Below are 18,153 nucleotides of genomic sequence, written 5' to 3' on the forward strand. Positions count from 1 at the left end.
CGCTGCCGTCCAGACGCACCGAGGGATGAGGATACCTCATTAGGGTTACGCCTTATGCGATCATTGCATCGTTGCACCAGCGTGTGAGAAGAGGACGTTTATTCAGAGAATGTCCTGGAGTGGTGTTCTCCCGGAAGTTAGTCGTGAATTGGGGAAGCGATGCTGCCAAATAGTTGAATTTGCTTGCTTCGAACGTTGGCATCTCATCGGGAGTTGCAGCTATCGCCGAGTGCATCAGCGACAATACAGATTGTGCCTTCACCTCAGTTGTGTTGGACCGCAAGGCGGTATAGCAGCTTGATGCGCTGCGTCGTTTCCAGTGCCTTTCAAGGAGAAGCATCCTCGCCCGCCCCGGATGCGGCCAAACGCAACACAGGGCGATATGGCCGGTATCATGTTATTTTATAATACCAATGATCTACCCATGCAAAGCTCTGAACCAGACCTCAGTATCATCATCGTATTTTATAAGACTTCTCATCTCATCGAACCATTGATGGCCGCGCTTGATGCAAGCACAAGCCATCTTTCTGTAGAAACGATCATTGTTGACAATGCGTCCTGCGATGGTTCCGTGGCGAGGCTGCGGGAGCGGGTCCCGTCTGCCCGAATTATTGAGAATGAAAGAAATGTCGGCTTTGGGCGAGCCAACAACCAGGCACTTGCGGTCGCGCACGGGCGTTTTCTCCTGCTCCTGAACACCGATGCTTTCGTCGCGCCCGAGACACTTCTCGCCACCGTGCGCGCGATGGAGGAACATCCGGATTGGGGCATCCTCGGCGTTCGCCTGGTGGGGCCTGACGGATCCGACCAACCTTCATGCCGCCACTTCCCCACACCAGCAAACATTTTTCTGAACGCTACCGGCCTTGGCCGCGTCATGCCCTGGGTGAAGCCGGTCGACGATCCCTTGTGCAAACGTGACGTCACACAGGAATGCGATTGGGTTCCCGGTTGCTACTTCCTCATTCGCCGGAGCGTGGTGGAACAGATAGGTGTCCTCGATTCCAGATTCTTTATGTACTACGAAGAAGTTGACTATTGTCGGCGAGCGAAGGCGGCCGGGTGGAAGGTGGTCTATTTTCCCGGCACGCGCGTCATTCACCTGGGTGGCGTAAGCGCCGAGAGACTCGGACCGCTTGCGGCCACGATACGCCAAGTCCCCGCGCTTCAGCTTGAGAGCGAAATCCTCTACTTCCGCAAGCACCTTGGCTTACCTGGGTTACTTACCATATTCATGCTGACACTGGCGGCCAATGCCATCGTCCGCTTCAAGGCAGCCGTGAGGCAGAAACAGCCAAGGCCGGAATACACCGGACTGCCGTCCAGCTTTGCGCTGATCATAACTCTCCTGCAAACGCGATGCGGCCTCAGGCCAACGCGGTAAGTGTTCCTGACGCGGGAACCTGGTGGTTTGCCAAAGCCCCCATCCGGTCGGCGCGTGTTCCGACCGAAGCCGGAATATCGCGCTTATGAGAATCGCTTATTTCGTCAGCCAGTACCCTGCCGCCAGCCACAGCTTCATCCGCCGTGAGATAATGGCACTGGAAGCGCGGGGGCATCACCTTTCCCGCTACGCTCTCACCTCGCCCACTGAAGCAGTGGTCGATCCCGAAGACCGCACGGAAGCACAGAAGACCCGCCAAATGCTCAGTGAGCCTCTGGGGCGGCTGCTTGCGGGCCTTCTCAATACCGTAATCAGCTACCCGTTCGGGCTTTGCCGTGCGCTCCGGCTGGTTCTACGGATCGGCCCTGGCTCGGACCGAGGTCTACTGCGTCACTTTGCCTACCTGGCAGAGGCCGCCATCGTTGTGCACTGGTGCCGGCGCGAGCGGATTGAGCATCTTCACTCTCATTTCGGTACCAATCCGGCAGCCGTGGCCTTGCTCGCGCACACGATCGCTGGTCTGAGCTACAGCTTCACTGTGCACGGACCCGACGAGTTCGACAAACCGGAAGCAATAGCGCTGGGGGTGAAGATCCGCCATGCTGCCTTCGTGGTCGCGGTCAGCAGCTTTGGCCGCAGCCAGCTCATGCGCTGGGCAGAGATTTCTGATTGGCCAAAGCTGAAATTGGTCCACTGCGGACTCACCGCGGAGTTCCGTGCCCCACCAGTGCGGCGTGAAACCGATGTGCCGAGTATCGTCTGTATCGGGCGCCTCGCTCCACAGAAGGGGCATCTCATTCTCCTTGCTGCAGCACACAAGCTCCTGGAGGAAGGGTTCCGATTTCGTCTCATTCTGGCCGGGGACGGGCCGCTCAGGCCGCATATCGAACGCCATGCAGCCGAGCTGGGCCTTATGCCGCATCTGACCATCACCGGCTGGATCTCAGGCAAGCAGGTAATCGCCGAGCTCGCGCGTGCCTGCGCCATGGTGCTCCCGAGTGTGGCGGAGGGGCTTCCGGTCGCCATCATGGAGGCCATGGCGCTACGCCGTCCGGTCATCTCTACCTTTATCGCCGGAATCCCAGAGCTCGTTATCCCGGGGGTGACCGGTTGGCTTGTTCCCGCGGGCGACGTGGACGCGCTGGTCGACGCCATGCGGGAGCTTCTGAACTCCGATCCGGCTCGCCTCGCCGAGATGGGCGAAGCCGCACACCGCCGGGTGTTCGAGCGTCACACCATGGAGCGCGAGGCAGCGAAGCTCGAGGCTCTTTTGCTGGAGAGGCATGCATGACGACAGCGCTTTCAACAGTCTTGCTGGTCGCCGGTTTTTTGCTTCTTACAATGATTCTATTGCTTGCGCTTGAGGTTATTGCCGCCTCTATGGCGGGAGAAGAGCCACTGGCGCCAGCCGAGATTTCCCCTCACGCTCCTCGGATTGCTGTCCTTGTCCCAGCGCATGACGAGGGACGGAGGATCGTCCCGCTTTTGTCGGACCTGCGGGTCAGTTGCCCGGCCTCCGCCCGGGTGCTCGTGGTCGCCGACAACTGCACGGACGATACCGCCGCGATCGCGCGCGCCGAGGGGGCAGAGGTCATCGAACGCCACGACCCCGGACAACGGGGTAAGGGATTTGCGCTGGCTTTTGGCGTTGCCCATCTCGCGCTCACCCCGCCCGACATCGTCGTGATCATCGACGCAGATTGCCGCGTCAGGCCGGGAACGGTAGCGATGCTTGCAACGATCTGCGCGGGAACCAACCGCCCTGTCCAGTCAGTCGACAGTATGATCGGAGAGGATCCGACTTCGGCATCACAGCGGGTGGCAGAGTTTGCCTGGCACCTGAATACCTACGTGAGGTCGCTCGGTCTTGCGCGCTGTGGCTGGCCTGTGCGCCTCATGGGAACCGGCATGGCCATCCCCTGGACAGCGCTGAAAGAGATTGATCTCGCGACCGGGAACGTGGTCGAGGATCTGTCCCTCAGCCTGGACCTGACCGAGCTTGGCTATCCGCCGCTGTTCTGTCGCTCGGCGGTGGTCGAGAGCGCGTTTCCGAGTTCGGTGCAGGGCATGCGCACCCAGCGGCAGCGCTGGGAGCTGGGAGCACTGCGCACAGCGATGCAGGAAGGACCGATCCGTCTGTGGCGGGCGGCGCGTCGGCGTGATCTGGGTCTCTTCGTGCTATCGCTTGACCTTATGATCCCGCCACTCGTTCTCCTGGTCTCCGCCACTGCTGCGCTGGCCTGCGCGGGGCTGGTCCTTGGCTTGTTCTGGGCCAGGTGGTGGTCCGCCATTGTGCCGGCCGCTGGAATGGCCCTGCTCGCGGCCATACTCGTCCTGGCCTACTTTCGCTTTGGCCGTGGCACGCTGCGTCTGAGAGACCTGGGAGGACTGCTTTCTTTTGCGCTCGACAAGGTGGCAATCTACCGCACGGGTTTTGGTTCCATTCAGACCTGGGTCCGCACAGACCGGTCGTAAACGCAGTGCCGTCGTGACCGCCTGGAAATTGCCTGTCGAGATCCTTTGCAGGCAAAGGATCTCCGGCAATGCGTGCAGGCTGCGTGTCTGCCGCACCCCGCGCGCCAGACACGCCGAGATGAGACTGATCCGCTTCGCTTCCGATGGGACGCCGCGCTCGCGCGGCTTCACCTGCCGCACCGGGACCAACCCAAGGCTGTCCGTATCGGGCGTTTCGACCATCCCCGTCATGCTTCAGCCGCTCACGTCCGTCTGGCGACCGTAGGCCACTCGGGCTGATTGGAGCCCCCCTGGTATTGCTTGTCCTGACGTATCGGCTTTTCGGGAGGTTCCGCCTGGCTCGTCATCAAATTCGATACGCCACTTGATCCAGACCGTCGCCACTCGGATTTCCACATGGCTCTCTCGCAAACTGCCACCACATTCGCGACGTCACTTGTCCGAACGGTGTCTCGACAAAGCCGGCCACCTCTTTAATCATGGATGAGGCATCCGATGAACAGGTCCGCGGTCTCCGGCCGATCTCAGAACAAATTTGGATTTCTTCGGGTTCTGTTCGCGATCCTCGTGATCCTCTCGCACTCTCCCGAACTTCTCGACGGTAATCGCTCAAGGGAGATCCTGACACGCCTCTTCGGGACAATCTCGATCGGTGAGCTCGCCGTTGACGGGTTCTTTCTCATCAGCGGCTATCTGATCACAGCCAGTTGGGAGACGTCACGCACCACCGGGCAGTATCTTCTCAAGCGCGTGCTGCGGATCTATCCAGGCTTTATCGTGGCATTCCTGATCTCGCTGCTTGTAGTCGGACCGCTCGCCGGTGGCGATCTCGCCTCGCTGCTTGGTCGGCCTGGTCTCAGGCAGTTCGCCCGCATGTTACTGCTGGGGGAGCCGCAGTTGCAGGGTGCATTTGTCGACCTGCCCTATCCGGCGCTGAACGGCTCGATGTGGACGGTCATCTACGAATTCCGTTTTTATCTCGCCACCATGGCACTCGGCATTCTGGGTATCATTCGCCATCGCCACGTCTATCTCGGTATGACGCTGCTGCTAATGGTGATTTGGGTGGCGGTACCGCACCTGCGCATCGGCTTGCCGGGCGCGGTTGAGATGGTAGCAGGAGAGGTTCATCACTCGATCCGCCTTTTTGCGTTATTTTGCTGCGGCGGCCTGTTCTATCTGTTCCGTGATAAGATCTTGTATGATGGACGTTTGGCGGGGCTTGCCGCGGTCACGACGTGCTGCCTGCTGTTCAGCTCTCGCCTCGCTGAGCCGGGGCTCGCCGTGTTCGGCGGCTATGTATTGTTCTGGGTTAGCTTTCATGCCCGCCCCAATCTGCTGAGCGGCATCGACAACCGGATCGACCTGTCTTATGGGCTCTATCTTTATGCTTGGCCTGTGCAGAACTTGCTCATCGCGCAAACGCACGACATCTCGCCCTGGGTATTGTTCGCCATTTCCAGTGCACTCGCGGCGCTGCTGGGGACAGCAAGCTGGGTGCTGGTCGAAAATCCCTTCCTGCGCCTGAAGGGCCGCGGCCGCGTGTACCAGGCAACGTCTGTACCGGCTGCGGCGGACTGACTGTCCGTTGGATCTGTTGCAAATTTTGCGGGTGATCTTCGCGGATGAGCCTTTCCCCGATCGACACGTCGCTTTCGGCGAGGCCACGAATGGCCCGATCAGTGACGACGCGACATAGAAATCCCTCGTACTGGTGCTGCTCGGCACAGGTGAGCAGCACCAAGCGGATCGAAAGTCCGGCGGGTTCAACGAGAGGGAAAAGGGCAACGTGTGAAGCTAGAACGCCAAAGATGCTTCCCAAATATGGAATCTACCCAGACACATCTCCCCAGGTTGCACCGAAAGCGCGAGAGAGCCTTCTTTCCACGTCGAACCACAGACAGCAGCGGGACCTTCGTGGCGGTCGATGATTCCCTCCCGCGATGCCGTCACTGCCGACTTTCCTGGTCCGGTAGCCTGGACTGATCCCGACGCACCAGATCATCGCGGATTTCCAACCGCGCAGAGACGACGGCCACACTCGCCGCTGATATCGGCCCCGGCGCCGCTGCATTCCTCGCGGCGCCGGGGCAACACCAATCAGGCCGACACGAAACCACCTTCGAAGGCAAAAGTCTCGATCGGGCGCCGACCGCTCGGCAGCTCGCGCGCCAACAACGCCTCGGGCAGATCCGGCCGGGGGCCAGGCCGCCCGATGGCGATGGCAAGCTCGACGTGGTAGCCCGTGGGCACGTTCAGCTCGGTGATGGCCCGTTCGATATCGAACCCCCCCAGCCCGTGGGCCTGCCAACCGCCGCGTGCGGCCTGCAAGGCGAGATTTCCCCAGGCCGCGCCGGCATCAAGCGAATGGCTGCGCAGCAGCACCGGCTGATCCGCACCCGGCGGCTGGAACTGCGGATCGGAGACCAGCACCACCAGTGCCGCGGCACGGTCCGCCCAGCTCTGGTTGAACGGGTTCAGCAGGCCGAAGAAACGGTCCCAGGCCTGGGTATTCCGGCGCGCATAGAGAAAGCGCCAGGGTTGTGCGTTGTAGGCCGACGGCGCCCAGCGTGCCGCTTCGAACAATGTCAGCAGCTCCGTTTCGGAGATTTCCTCACCGGTGAAGGCGCGCGTTGACCAACGCTCGAGAAACAGGGGATCGATGGGATGGTCCGCGTGGCGTGATGCCGATGCTGTCATGGGGAAGCCTTTCAGGGATCGCAGATACGGAGCCGCAGTCACATCACCTGCCTCACTGCCGCGACGGCAGGACTGCCTGCGCTCCTGATGTGACGGAAACCAAAACAACGAGACTACATTGTTACATTACGATATTCACGCAGCCACTGCAAAGCACCGATCGACAATCACCACAGACTTCGTCATCACACCGGGAAACTGCATCACTGCGCCGGTGAGCCGGGCGTGGCTGCCTGTCAGGCCGGACAGAGAGCCGGGCAGCCCTCCGTCGGCGCATTCTCAACTGCCTCAACTGCGCGGCAAGCCGGGAGGATTGGTGCGGGAGCGCTCGACTCCTTCGGCTTCGAGGTTCCAGCGCTGCAGCACCTTGGCGTAGCTTCCATCGGCGATCAGGCCGTTGATGGCTGCGGTGAAGGCATCAGCCAGTCCGCTGTCCTTGCGTGTGGCCACCGCGATCTCCGCCGTCAACGGCCATCCGCCATTGACGATCCCGACCGGGCGGATGCGGCCGTCGAGCGCAGCCCGATAGGCGCCATGGGCATTGGGTCCAAGCAGGGCGTCGGCACGTCCCGACTGCAGCGCCAGGTCACGCAGCGCCTGATCGTTGTAGTACTGGATCTCGACCGGCTTCAGTCCCTTCGCGACATTCTGCCGGTCCCATTCCAGCAGGATCTTTTCCTGGTTGGTGCCCGAGCTGACGATGATGCGCAGCCCGGCCACATCCTTTGGCTCACGGATCGAGGTGATCTTGCTCGACGTGGCGACGTGAAAGCCGAGATCATCCTTGCGGTAGGTGGAGAAGTCGAACTTCAGCTTGCGTTCCTCGGTGACGGTGATGTTGGAGATCACCGCATCGAACTTTCCGGACTGCAACCCGAGAGGCCATTCGGCCCAGGACACCGGCAGCAGCACCAGTTTGAGTCCGAGCGCCTCGGCCAGCAGCGAGGCGAAATCCGGCTCGGAGCCAACCACCGTGCGGGTATCGGTCGAATAGGTGGACAAGGGCGGGCTGCTCGGGGCCGTGGCGATGGTGAGGGCACCGGGGGTCGCGAAGGAAAAATTCTTCGGCAGCAGGGCGATCGCCTGCCGGTTGGGACCGGTATGTGGACGGCCGGGTTGCTCGGGGCTGAGGTCGACCGGCGCGGCCTGCGCGGCGGCACCGATGCCGATGGCAAGCGCCGCCACTGCGGCAAGACGCAGAAATCTCATGCTGAGCTATCCTGATGAGTGTGGTGAGGAGAAAAGCGGCAAGAATCCCTTGCTTCACAGGACCTTTGCCAGAAATTCGCGCGTGCGTGCCTGTGTCGGTGCGTTGAGCACCTGCGCGGGCGGGCCGGATTCGACGATCCGCCCCGCATCCATGAACACGACCCGGTCGGCGACCTCGCGCGCGAAGCCGATCTCATGCGTGACGATCACCAGCGTGCTGCCCGACCGTGCGAGTTCCTTGATGACGTCGAGCACTTCGCCCACCAGTTCGGGATCGAGCGCGGAGGTCGGCTCGTCGAACAGCAGCACTTTCGGATTGAGCGCGAGCGCCCGCGCGATGGCGACGCGTTGCTGCTGGCCGCCTGAAAGCTGGCGCGGATAGGCCGCTTCGCGATCGCCCAGGCCGACCCGGGCCAGCAATTCGCGCGCCTGTGCCCGCGCCTGCGCGCGCGTCAGGCCACGCACCGCCACCGGTGCCTCGGCAACGTTGTCGAGTGCGGTCAGGTGGGGGAAGAGGTTGAAGTTCTGGAACACCATGCCGACTTCGATGCGGCGGCGGAGGATGTCCTTCTCCTTCAGTTCATAGAGTGTATCGCCACACCGCCGATAGCCGATGAACTCCCCGTCCACCGACACCAGGCCACGGTCCACTTTCTCCAGGGCATTGATCGTGCGCAGCAGGGTCGACTTCCCCGACCCGGAAGGCCCCAGGATCGCCAGCACCTCCCCTGGACGCACATGCAGGTCGATGTCCTGCAGTACGGGATGACCAGAGTACTGCTTGCAGACCCCCTCGATGCGCACTTCGGCGCCGGGCCCACGCTGCCACGAGCCCCTGGCAGGGAAAGGGACCGCAGCGGCCGGCGGAACGGGGGCCGGGACGGGCGGAACGGCCACAGAGGGCGGCCGCACGCGCCGGTAGAGGCGCTGGTACCAGGTCGGCGACAACGTCCGCACGGCGCCGCGGGCAAAGTGCCGTTCGATATGGAACTGCAGGACCGACAGGACGGTCAGGATGATGATGTACCAGACGGTGGCGACCATCAGCAGCGGGATCACCTCCATGTTCCGCTGGTAGACCACCTGCACGGTGTAAAAAAGTTCCGGCAAGGCCAGCACGTAGACCATGGATGTGCCTTTGGCGAGGCCGATGATCTCGTTGAAGCCTGCGGGCAGGATGGCGCGCATCGCCTGCGGCAGCACGATGCGCCAGACCTGCCGCCGGCGCGGCATGCCCAGGGCCGCGGCCGCTTCCAGTTGCCCCTGGTCGACGGCGAGAATGCCCCCCCGGATGATCTCTGATGAGAACGCCGCCTGGTTGAGGCTCAGGCCAAGCACCGCCACCGCCGTCTGGTTGAGCAGTTGCATGGTCGGATATTCGAAGAACACGACGTCGGTGAAGGGGACGCCGATGCGGATCGACTGATAGAGGTACGCGAAGTTGTACAGCACCAGCAGCAGCACGATCAGGGGTATCGAGCGCAGCAGCCACGTGTAGAACCAGGCAAGTCCGGCCAGCAGCGGGGATCCCGACACGCGCGCGAGCGCCAGCGCGGTGCCAAGCACGAAGCCGAGCGCCGAGGCCACCACGGTCAGCGCCAGGGTGCGACCAAGCCCGGCCAGCACCGGAGGCGAAAGGAACCAATGCGCGAAGGTGTCCCATCCCCAGCGGGGATTGGTCAGCACCGACTCCGCCATGATGGCAATCAGCAGGCCGGCCAGGATGGTACCGACCACGCGCCAGGGATGGCGCTTGCGCACGACACGATAGCGGGTCGGTGCGGTGCCGGCAGGCGGCAAAGGGGTCAAGGTATCGGAAACGCTGGCCGTGGAGCTCATGACGCGGCAATCCAAAAGACGTGGGGCAAGGCAAGAGAGCCGGGCAAGGAGCGGCCGGACGCAGCCGGCGACGGCGGCCATCGCCGGTGCCTGCGCCGCCGACGTTACGGACCAGTTTTGCCATCAGTCAACTGTGATTATCGAAATTTACTATTTTATGGTGTTATATAGACTGCCCCGCCGACCAGCCAGGGAGGAGCGGCGGACCTGCCCGGCGCATTGACACGCGCCGCGTATCGTGGATAGCATATTTATACGAATGATGATCGCTTTTTCGTTGATCGGCACGAAGTGGACGGGACGGCTTCCGGCCTTCCCGCCTGCCTTGTTCCGGCAATGCACCACACATACGAGATTGCTGGCTCCATGAACTCCTCCTTCCCGCGCACCTCCCGCCGCACGCTGCTGGCCCTGTCCATCGCCGCGTTGGCGCTGGCCAATCGCCCCGCCATCGCCGCCGACCCGCTTCGCGTCGGCGTCATGGCAGGTGACGGCGAAGTCATCTTCGCCGCCGTCGCCGCCGAAGCGAAGAAGCGCGGCCTCGACATCAAGGTCGTGCCGTTCTCGGATTACACTCTGCCGAACGAAGCCCTGGAGCGCGGCGACCTCGATGCCAACGCCTTCCAGCATGTGCCGTATCTGGAGAACCAGAGCCGCACCCGCGGCTATCATCTGGTGCCGGTTGGATACACCGTGGTGGCCCCGATCGGCCTCTATTCGCACAAGGTGCGCGCCGCCGCCGATCTGCCGGCTGGCGGGCGCATCGGCGTGCCGAACGACCCCAGCAACGGGGGGCGCGCCCTGCTGCTGCTGCAGGCCCAGGGAGTCATCCGGTTGCGCGATGGCGTCGGCATCCTGCCCAAGGTCACCGACATCGTCGAAAATCCGAAGAAGCTGAAGATCATTGAACTGGACGCCGGCATCATCGGCCGTTCCATCGACGATCTCGACGCCGGGGTGGTCAACACCGACTGGGCGATCAAGTCCGGCCTCGACCTGGCACGTGACCGCATCGCCTCGGAGGCGGTGGAGGGCAATCCCTATCGGAACGTAATCGCCGTTCGCCAGGGCCGTGAGAACGATCCCCGCGTGCGCACGCTGGTCGTCGCCTACCAGACCGAGTCGGTTCGCCGCACCATCCTGGAAACCTGGAAGGGGGCAACCTTGCCGGCATGGTGATGCAGTGGCTGCGACGGGACATCCCGTCGCAGCCAGACCATGTCAGATACCAGCCTCGATCCGAATCTCCGATCCATCGCTGAACCGCGTCAGGCGGAACGGATGCGGATCCACCACCGGGGGCGCCCCGGTGACGAGGTCAGCCGCGAGCCTGCCCGCCCCCGGTCCAATGCCGAAGCCATGCCCGGAGAATCCGGTCGCCACCACGAGACCGGGCAGACGCTCGACCGGCGAAATGACGGGCACCACATCCGGCGTCACGTCGATCAGCCCGGCCCATTGCTGCGCCACCTTCGCCTTGGCGAAGACCGGATACACCGTCGCCAGCGCCGCCAGCGCGCCGGCATTGACCTGCTGCTGCGGCGCGGGATCGAGCACACGGACCCGCTCGTAGCGCGAGGCCTGGTCAAGCGGGGTGGGCCCGGCCCATGACAGTTCCTCGAAGAAGCGTCGCCCGAACCGCAACGGCATCTTCCGCCAGTTCTGGCGCAACGCCGGCAGGAACTCGCGGAAGAAGACGAAGCTGTCGGGCAGGATGTCGGCCACGCTGGCGACTGCGCCCGCCACCGTGTAGCCACCATCGAGCCGCTTGCGGTATGCCACGTCCGGCAACCAGGCGGCGGCCTCCGGCCCGCCCTCCACCGGTCCGGTACGCAACACCGATGACCGCACGCGCAGTTGCGGCAGGCGAATGTCGTGATCCTTGCAGAACAACCGCGACCATGCGCCGGTCGCCAGCACCACGCCGTTGCAGGCGATATGGCCTCGTTCCGTGACCACGCCGCTGACCCGCCCGCCGGTGGTCTCCAGTCCACGCACGGCGCAGCCGGTCAGGACAGTGGCACCGGCGCGTTGCGCCGCTCGTGCGATGGCCGGCGCCGCCTGCTGCGGCTCGGCGCGGCCGTCACTGGCCGTGAACAGCCCTGCCTTGAACCCCCGCGTCGCGCCCGGCATCAACCGGGTCAGTTCGTCGCCGCTGACCAGCCGGGAATCGAGCTGATAAGGCCGCACGCGTTCGAGCCAGGCTTCCCATCGCGCGATGTCGGCATCACTCGACAAGGCATAGAGGATGCCGGTCGTACGAAACCCGGTATCGGCGCCTACCGCTTCGTTCATGCCTTGCCACAGCCGCAGGCTCTCCACGATCAACGGCAGTTCGCGTGAATCGCGGCCCTGCTTGCGGACCCACCCCCAGTTACGGCTCGACTGCTCGCCGGCGATCTGCCCCTTTTCGCAAAGCACGACGCGCACGCCGCGCCGGGCCAGATCGAAGGCAGCCGAGGTGCCGATAATCCCGCCGCCGATCACCACGACGTCCGCACTGGACGGTAAGGCGGAATCGGAAATGACCGGATCGGTTGCTGGTCCCATGGGAGTAAGCTCCATCGAGTATCGGCACATGCCATGACAATGGCGCCACGCCGGCCATCGCCGATGACAGCCTAGTCATCGGCGGTGTCGGAATGAAGCCGGCAAACACATCCCTGGCATGGGCAGACCCGTACTCACCCTGGCGGCCAAGCGCCACCCCCGGCAGTGATAAAACAGAAACTTCAATCCATGATTGTGGCTCCTGGTTGCATTTTGCGATGCAGCCCGCCAGGAAACCGACAGAGGAATTCCACCATGGCAAATCGTCATTATTGACCGAGCGGAGCCGCGTCGCGTCATCCCAGACAAGCGAAGGCCGGTACTGCTCCCTTCTCGAAGGGAGCAGTACCGGCCTTCACCGCGCCTTGTTCATGGGTTGCCGCGGCTCACATCCGTCGGCAACCCATGCCGTCATTCCGTCATCACGGATTGGCCCGGTGCCAGGACGTCACCGGGTTGCCCTACTCACGCAGTCGCCAGGGCCGCTGCCGCTTCCTTCGCCTGCAGTTCAGCGAGTTCCTGCTCCTCGGTCTTCATGATGCCGAACTCGAGCAGCATGTCCTCGAGCTCTTCCATGGTGATCGGGGTCGGGACGGTACCCTTCCCGGAGTTCTCATGGATCTTGCGGGCAAGCGCGCGATATTCCTGCGCCTGGGCCGAATCCGGCGAGTACTGGATCACGGTCTGCTTGCGCAGCTCGGCGTGCTGCACCGTGTTGGAGCGCGGCACGAAGTGGATCAGCTTGGTGTTGATCTTCTTCGCCAGCGCGTCGGCCAGGTCGTATTCGCGGTCGGTCTTGCGCTCGTTGCAGATCAGGCCGCCGAGGCGCACGCCACCGGAATGCGCGTATTTCAGGATGCCCTTGGCGATGTTGTTGGCGGCGAACAGCGCCATCATCTCGCCGGACATGACGATGTAGATTTCCTGCGCCTTATTCTCGCGGATCGGCATGGCGAAGCCGCCGCAGACCACGTCGCCGAGCACGTCATAGGAAACGTAGTCAACGTCGTCGTAGGCGCCGTTTTCCTCGAGGAAGTTGATGGCGGTGATGACGCCGCGGCCGGCGCAGCCGACGCCCGGCTCGGGACCGCCGGATTCGGCGCACTTGATGCCCTTATAACCGATCTTCAGCACGTCCTCGAGTTCGAGGTCCTCGACCGACCCCGCCTCGGCGGCCAGGCTCAGCACGGTGTCCTGCATCTTGGTGTTCAGGATGAGGCGCGTGCTGTCCGCCTTCGGGTCGCAGCCGACGATGAGGATCTTCTGGTCGAGCTCCACAAGGGCAGCAAGCGTGTTCTGGGACGTGGTCGACTTTCCGATGCCGCCCTTGCCGTAGAAAGCAATCTGACGTGGCATGCTCTGATCTCCTGCTTCTTTCCTGAGGGGATTGTTCGACAGTGGGCGCGTCTAACCGGAGGTCCACTCGCCTGGGGCAGTGTCAGCAAAGCCCGTGCCACTCGCGGCCGGCCTGCAGGTATTCGGGCGCCGTACGATTTTGGTTCCCCCCTGCCCGCCGAAATGCACGACCATGAACAAATGCTCCCGACAATGTACGTCTATGGCGATTCAGTCATCGGCACCGCCTGCTGCACGAGTTCGATCTGGTACCCATCTGGATCCACGATGAAGGCGACGATGCGCTCGCCATGGCGCTGGCGCCGCGGCGGCCTGGGCATCTGGACCCCTTCGGCAGCCAGGCGGTCACACAGCGCGGTGATGCCGGAAACCGCGATGGCAAGATGGCCGAAGGCATCACCCTGCTGGTAGGGCTCTTCCCGGGTCCAGTTGAACACCAGTTCCAGACCGATATCGGCCTCGCCCGGACCATAGCCGAGATAGACCTGGGTGAACTGATTGCGCTTATGGTCCCGCTGCTCGATCACCTGCATGCCGAGCAGGCGCGTATAGAAATCGAGCGAGCGCTCCAGGTCGCTGACGCGCAGCATCGCGTGCAGCAGGCGTAAGGGCGAGCCGGGGCCATCGCTCTCCGCCGCCACGGCCGGAGCGCTGCCGCGGCTGCGCCACTGTGCGGCGAAGGCCGTGACCGCTTCCTCCACGGCCTGGAAGGCATAGTCGTCCGGTGCATCCAGGCCGGCCGCTGCCAGCATCTCCTTCGGTACTGGGCCGATCCGGGCCACCAGCACGCCCTGGCAGTCGCCGATGACCTGCAACACCCCCTTCATGCGGGTGGCACGGTCGTCATCCTCCTTGCAGTACGGCTCGATGCTGCGCTGGCCAAGGTGCCGCACGCCGTCGGCGTCCACCTCGTAGACCTCGAATGCACGGACATGGCCAAAATGCAGATTGACGGAGATGCCATCCTTGGTGGCGACGGCGACGCGCACGCTTCCCGGCCGCGGCGCATCCACGATAACGGGATGATCGGGAACGGTGTCACTGACGGTCATCTGGAACTCTCTTTCTCGATACAGATGAGCGCGACGACGCAACGCTCATGCCATTCCCCCCCTTCCCCCTGCAACCGCACTTTTCCGAACTTTCGCTGCGTACGCTGTTCAAGGGCGAACACTCGCCGGGGCGGCGCCTTCGGGCCCTCCAGGAACATATGACGTGTACTTTGCACCGGAAGGTACATCTCTTCGGTCCGAAGCGCTGGTTTTCCGTTTCTCCGCCCTCTCCGCGGCTCTGGCACGCTTCCTGCTGTTGCCCTCGTGGATGCGATCGCGCCGCCTTTCAGGCCGGCGTGGCGACGCCAGCAACCCGACCTGAGCAAGGAGACCACCTCATGCCTATGGTACTGCTCAAGTGCGACCAGGACATCCCCGAGCGCGAGAAGCACATCTATCTCAAGGCGCCCGGCGAGAGCACCCGCGAGTTCCTGCCACTTGCCAACGCGGCGACCATCCCCGGCACGCTGTCCGAACGCGGCTGCGCCTTCTGCGGCGCCAAGCTGGTCATCGGCGGTGTCCTCAAGGACACCATCCAGATGATCCACGGCCCGATCGGCTGCGCCTATGATACCTGGCACACCAAGCGGTACCCATCCGACGACGGCAAGCACTTCCAGCTGAAATACGTGTGGTCGACCGATATGAAGGAAAGCCACATCGTCTTCGGCGGCGAGAAGCGCCTCGAAAAAGCCATGCACGAGGCTTTCGACGAGATGCCGCACATCAAGCGCATGATCGTCTACACCACCTGCCCGACCGCGCTGATCGGTGACGACATCCCCGCCACCGTCAAGCGTGTCACCGACAAGCGCCCCGACGTTGACATCTTCATCGTCGAGTGCCCGGGCTTCGCCGGGGTCAGCCAGTCGAAGGGCCACCACGTGCTCAACATCGGCTGGATCGACCACAAGGTCGGCACGGTGGAGCCGGAGATCAAAAGCCCCTACACCATCAACTTCATCGGCGACTACAATATCCAGGGCGACACCCAGTTGCTGCAGCAGTACTGGGACCGGCTTGGCATCCAGGTGATCGCGCACTTCACCGGCAACGCCAATTACGACGACCTGCGCGGCATGCATCGCGCCCAGCTCAACGTCGTGAACTGCGCCCGCTCAGCCGGATACATCGCCAACGAGCTGAAGAAGCGCTACGGCATCCCGCGGCTGGACATCGACAGCTGGGGCTTCAACTACATGGCCGAAGGCATCCGCAAGGTATGCGCCTTCTTCGGCATCGAGGAAAAGGGCGAGGAGCTGATCGCCGAGGAATACGCCAAGTGGAAGCCGCAGCTTGACTGGTACAAGGAGCGCCTGAAGGGCACCAAGATGGCGATCTGGACCGGTGGCCCGCGGCTGTGGCACTGGACCAAGTCGGTCGAGGACGACCTCGGCGTGCGCGTCGTCGCGATGTCCTCGAAGTTTGGCCACGAAGAGGACTTCGAGAAGGTGATCGCCCGCGGCCAGGATGGCACCTACTACATCGACGACGGCAACGAGCTCGAGTTCTTCGAGATCATCGACCTGATCAAGCCGGACGTCATCTTCACCGGCCCGCGCGTCGGCGAACTGGTGAAGAAGCTGCATATCCCCTACGTCAACGGCCACGCCTACCACAACGGTCCGTACATGGGCTTCGAGGGCTTCGTAAACCTCGCCCGCGACATGTACAACGCTGTCCACAACCCTCTGCTGTCGCTGGCCGCCGAAGACATCCGCGGCGGCGGTCGTGTTGCCCTGAAGGAGGCTGCGGAATGAGCAGCAAGCTCGACGAACTGTTCGGCTACGTCCAGGAGCGTTGCCTCTGGCAATTCTTCTCCCGCACCTGGGACCGGCAGGAGAATATCGATGGCATCCTGGCGACTGCCACCGACCTGCTGGCCGGTCAACCGCCCCGGCTGGAAACCCCGATGGACCGGTTGTTCTACGCCGACGCCAAGATCATGGTCGCCGATTTCCGCACGCGCTTCCCGTGGTTCAACGAGACGCCGCCGGATGAAGTCCGCGAGCTGATCGCCGGCCTCAAGGCAAAGCTTGAGGAAATCGCCATCACCGGCTCGAAGAATCGCGAGTTGAACCACAACCTCTACTGATCCGGCGCCATAGCTGAGGGGCATTCCCGATGGGTTGCGAGATTACCAACAAGAAGCGTGCCGGGGTCATCAACCCCATGTACGATTGCCAGCCGGCCGGCGCCCAGTTCGCGGGCATTGGCGTGAAGGATGCCATCCCGCTGGTGCATGGCGGCCAGGGCTGCAGCATGTTCGTCCGCCTGCTGTTCGCCCAGCATTTCAAGGAGAACTTCGACATCGCATCGACCTCGCTGCACGAGGACTCGGCGGTGTTCGGCGGCAATGGTCGCATCCGTGAAGGCGTGATGGTGCTGGCGAAGCGCTATCCGCATCTGCGGGTGATCCCGGTCATCACCACCTGCTCGACCGAGGTGATCGGCGACGACATCGAAGGCACCCTCAATCTGTGCCGGCAGGACCTCGCGACCGAATTCCCTGGCCGCGAGATCCATCTCGTGGCCGTGCACACCCCCAGCTTCAAGGCCAGCCAGGTCGGCGGCTACAACGAGTGCGTCCAGTCGCTCGTCAAGACGCTGGCGACCAGGAAGACCGAGCCCAATGGGAAGCTGAACGTGTTCACCGGCTGGGTAAACCCGGGCGACACGGTACTGCTGAAGCATTATCTGCACGAGATGGGTGTCGATGCCACGGTGCTGCTCGACATCGAGGATTTCGACTCGCCGATGCTGCCGGACAAGTCGATCCACACCCATGGCCGCACCACGGTCGAGGATCTGCAGGGGCTGCCGAATGCGGCCGGTTCGATCGCGCTGGCGCGCTACGAAGGCGCCGGTGCGGCCGAGTACCTGTCCAAGGAGTTCGGCGTCCCCAGCGTCCTGACGCCGACGCCGTACGGCATCCGCAACACCGACGAGCTGCTGCGCAACATCTCCCGCCTGACGGGCAAGGAGATTCCGGAATCGCTGGTGCACGAGCGCGGTATCGCGATCGATGCGCTGCAGGACCTGGCGCACATGTTCTTCGCCGACAAGAAGGTGGCAATCTACGGTCATCCCGACCTGGTGATGGGGCTGGCCGAGTTCTGCCTCGAGGTCGAGCTGAAGCCGGTGCTGCTGCTGCTCGGCGACGACAATTCCGCCTACAAGAAGGACCCGCGGCTGCTTGACCTCAAGAAGCGGGTGGACTGGGACATGGAGGTGGTGTGCAACGCCGACCTCTGGGAACTGGAGCGCCGGGTCACCAGCGGCGAGATCAAGCCCGACCTGATCATGGGCCATTCGAAGGGCCGCTACGTCGCCATCGACAACAACATTCCGATGGTCCGTGTCGGCTTCCCCACCTTCGACCGGGCCGGCCTGTATCGTCATCCGACGGTCGGCTATCGCGGTGCCATGCTGCTTGGCGAAACGATCGCCAACGCTCTCTTCGCCCACATGGAGTACAACAAGAACAAGGAGTGGCTGCTGAACACATGGTGATCCTCTAGCGGAATGGCCGGGACCGTAGGGATCCGGTGCCCGGCCGCCTTCGCCTGCCAGCCTTGTCCTTCC

14 protein-coding genes are annotated in these 18,153 nt (G+C 63.1%); 8 read left to right on the forward strand and 6 right to left on the reverse strand.

Annotated features, from left to right (window positions below):
- The first annotated feature begins 424 nt into the window (after window positions 1–424).
- From NBY65_RS01315 to NBY65_RS01330, 4 genes are all read left to right on the forward strand, one after another.
- On the forward strand, window positions 425–1,387 hold the full coding sequence (locus NBY65_RS01315) for a glycosyltransferase family 2 protein (protein ID WP_162530374.1): 963 nt from the start codon (window positions 425–427) through the stop codon (window positions 1,385–1,387).
- A gap of 85 nt (window positions 1,388–1,472) precedes the next feature.
- Window positions 1,473–2,678 carry a glycosyltransferase family 4 protein gene (locus NBY65_RS01320; RefSeq protein WP_150038933.1) on the forward strand — a complete coding sequence of 402 codons (1,206 nt, stop codon included), beginning with the start codon at window positions 1,473–1,475 and terminating at the stop codon, window positions 2,676–2,678.
- Window positions 2,675–3,862: a glycosyltransferase family 2 protein gene (locus tag NBY65_RS01325; RefSeq protein WP_150038935.1), complete on the forward strand. Its 1,188-nt coding sequence runs from the start codon at window positions 2,675–2,677 to the stop codon at window positions 3,860–3,862. The genes NBY65_RS01320 and NBY65_RS01325 overlap by 4 nt, the downstream gene beginning before the upstream one ends.
- A gap of 495 nt (window positions 3,863–4,357) precedes the next feature.
- Window positions 4,358–5,443: an acyltransferase family protein gene (locus NBY65_RS01330; RefSeq protein WP_150038936.1), complete on the forward strand. Its 1,086-nt coding sequence runs from the start codon at window positions 4,358–4,360 to the stop codon at window positions 5,441–5,443.
- Between the two features lie 519 nt (window positions 5,444–5,962).
- On the opposite strand, the gene NBY65_RS01335 is transcribed toward NBY65_RS01330, so the two are convergent.
- The 3 genes from NBY65_RS01335 to NBY65_RS34255 all read right to left on the reverse strand — a co-directional run bounded on the left by NBY65_RS01335 (window position 5,963) and on the right by NBY65_RS34255 (window position 9,610).
- On the reverse strand, window positions 5,963–6,562 hold the full coding sequence (locus tag NBY65_RS01335; RefSeq protein ID WP_150038937.1) for a nitroreductase family protein: 600 nt from the start codon (window positions 6,560–6,562) through the stop codon (window positions 5,963–5,965).
- Window positions 6,563–6,850: 288 nt separating this feature from the next.
- Window positions 6,851–7,771 (reverse strand): ABC transporter substrate-binding protein, encoded by a 921-nt coding sequence (locus tag NBY65_RS01340; RefSeq protein ID WP_150038938.1) that lies wholly within the window; start codon window positions 7,769–7,771, stop codon window positions 6,851–6,853.
- A 54-nt stretch (window positions 7,772–7,825) separates the two neighbouring features.
- Window positions 7,826–9,610 (reverse strand): amino acid ABC transporter permease/ATP-binding protein, encoded by a 1,785-nt coding sequence (locus NBY65_RS34255; RefSeq protein ID WP_150038939.1) that lies wholly within the window; start codon window positions 9,608–9,610, stop codon window positions 7,826–7,828.
- A 366-nt stretch (window positions 9,611–9,976) separates the two neighbouring features.
- Between NBY65_RS34255 and NBY65_RS01355 the strand changes: the two genes are divergently transcribed.
- Window positions 9,977–10,789: a MetQ/NlpA family ABC transporter substrate-binding protein gene (locus NBY65_RS01355; protein ID WP_150038940.1), complete on the forward strand. Its 813-nt coding sequence runs from the start codon at window positions 9,977–9,979 to the stop codon at window positions 10,787–10,789.
- 42 nt (window positions 10,790–10,831) lie between these two features.
- On the opposite strand, the gene NBY65_RS01360 is transcribed toward NBY65_RS01355, so the two are convergent.
- From NBY65_RS01360 to gloA, 3 genes are all read right to left on the reverse strand, one after another.
- A complete protein-coding gene (locus tag NBY65_RS01360; protein ID WP_150038941.1) occupies window positions 10,832–12,160 on the reverse strand; it encodes an NAD(P)/FAD-dependent oxidoreductase in 1,329 nt (442 codons plus the stop codon).
- A gap of 465 nt (window positions 12,161–12,625) precedes the next feature.
- A complete protein-coding gene (gene nifH, locus NBY65_RS01365; protein ID WP_150038942.1) occupies window positions 12,626–13,516 on the reverse strand; it encodes a nitrogenase iron protein in 891 nt (296 codons plus the stop codon).
- 200 nt (window positions 13,517–13,716) lie between these two features.
- Window positions 13,717–14,568 carry a lactoylglutathione lyase gene (gene gloA / locus NBY65_RS01370; RefSeq protein ID WP_150038943.1) on the reverse strand — a complete coding sequence of 284 codons (852 nt, stop codon included), beginning with the start codon at window positions 14,566–14,568 and terminating at the stop codon, window positions 13,717–13,719.
- 338 nt (window positions 14,569–14,906) lie between these two features.
- Here gloA and vnfD point away from each other — a divergent pair, with 338 nt between their 5' ends.
- The 3 genes from vnfD to NBY65_RS01385 are packed head-to-tail and all read left to right on the forward strand — an operon-like array spanning window position 14,907 to window position 18,081.
- Window positions 14,907–16,328, forward strand: a complete 1,422-nt coding sequence (gene vnfD / locus NBY65_RS01375) for a nitrogenase vanadium-iron protein, alpha chain (protein ID WP_150038944.1) — start codon at window positions 14,907–14,909, stop codon at window positions 16,326–16,328.
- A complete protein-coding gene (gene vnfG / locus NBY65_RS01380; RefSeq protein WP_150038946.1) occupies window positions 16,325–16,663 on the forward strand; it encodes a V-containing nitrogenase subunit delta in 339 nt (112 codons plus the stop codon). The genes vnfD and vnfG overlap by 4 nt, the downstream gene beginning before the upstream one ends.
- A gap of 29 nt (window positions 16,664–16,692) precedes the next feature.
- A complete protein-coding gene (locus NBY65_RS01385) occupies window positions 16,693–18,081 on the forward strand; it encodes a nitrogenase component 1 (RefSeq protein ID WP_150038948.1) in 1,389 nt (462 codons plus the stop codon).
- The last annotated feature ends 72 nt before the right edge of the window (window positions 18,082–18,153 follow it).

It is taken from the genome of Rhodovastum atsumiense, assembly GCF_937425535.1.
Taxonomy (GTDB): domain Bacteria; phylum Pseudomonadota; class Alphaproteobacteria; order Acetobacterales; family Acetobacteraceae; genus Rhodovastum; species Rhodovastum atsumiense.

Coding starts and splice junctions, on each gene's coding strand:
- vnfD (WP_150038944.1), top strand. CDS start 14,907: ATGCCTATGGTACTGCTCAAGTGCGACCAGGACATCCCCGAGCGCGAG.
- NBY65_RS01360 (WP_150038941.1), bottom strand. CDS start 12,160: ATGGGACCAGCAACCGATCCGGTCATTTCCGATTCCGCCTTACCGTCC.
- NBY65_RS01325 (WP_150038935.1), top strand. CDS start 2,675: ATGACGACAGCGCTTTCAACAGTCTTGCTGGTCGCCGGTTTTTTGCTT.
- NBY65_RS01385 (WP_150038948.1), top strand. CDS start 16,693: ATGGGTTGCGAGATTACCAACAAGAAGCGTGCCGGGGTCATCAACCCC.
- NBY65_RS01315 (WP_162530374.1), top strand. CDS start 425: ATGCAAAGCTCTGAACCAGACCTCAGTATCATCATCGTATTTTATAAG.
- NBY65_RS01340 (WP_150038938.1), bottom strand. CDS start 7,771: ATGAGATTTCTGCGTCTTGCCGCAGTGGCGGCGCTTGCCATCGGCATC.
- gloA (WP_150038943.1), bottom strand. CDS start 14,568: ATGACCGTCAGTGACACCGTTCCCGATCATCCCGTTATCGTGGATGCG.
- NBY65_RS01335 (WP_150038937.1), bottom strand. CDS start 6,562: ATGACAGCATCGGCATCACGCCACGCGGACCATCCCATCGATCCCCTG.
- vnfG (WP_150038946.1), top strand. CDS start 16,325: ATGAGCAGCAAGCTCGACGAACTGTTCGGCTACGTCCAGGAGCGTTGC.
- NBY65_RS34255 (WP_150038939.1), bottom strand. CDS start 9,610: ATGAGCTCCACGGCCAGCGTTTCCGATACCTTGACCCCTTTGCCGCCT.
- NBY65_RS01355 (WP_150038940.1), top strand. CDS start 9,977: ATGAACTCCTCCTTCCCGCGCACCTCCCGCCGCACGCTGCTGGCCCTG.
- NBY65_RS01320 (WP_150038933.1), top strand. CDS start 1,473: ATGAGAATCGCTTATTTCGTCAGCCAGTACCCTGCCGCCAGCCACAGC.
- nifH (WP_150038942.1), bottom strand. CDS start 13,516: ATGCCACGTCAGATTGCTTTCTACGGCAAGGGCGGCATCGGAAAGTCG.
- NBY65_RS01330 (WP_150038936.1), top strand. CDS start 4,358: ATGAACAGGTCCGCGGTCTCCGGCCGATCTCAGAACAAATTTGGATTT.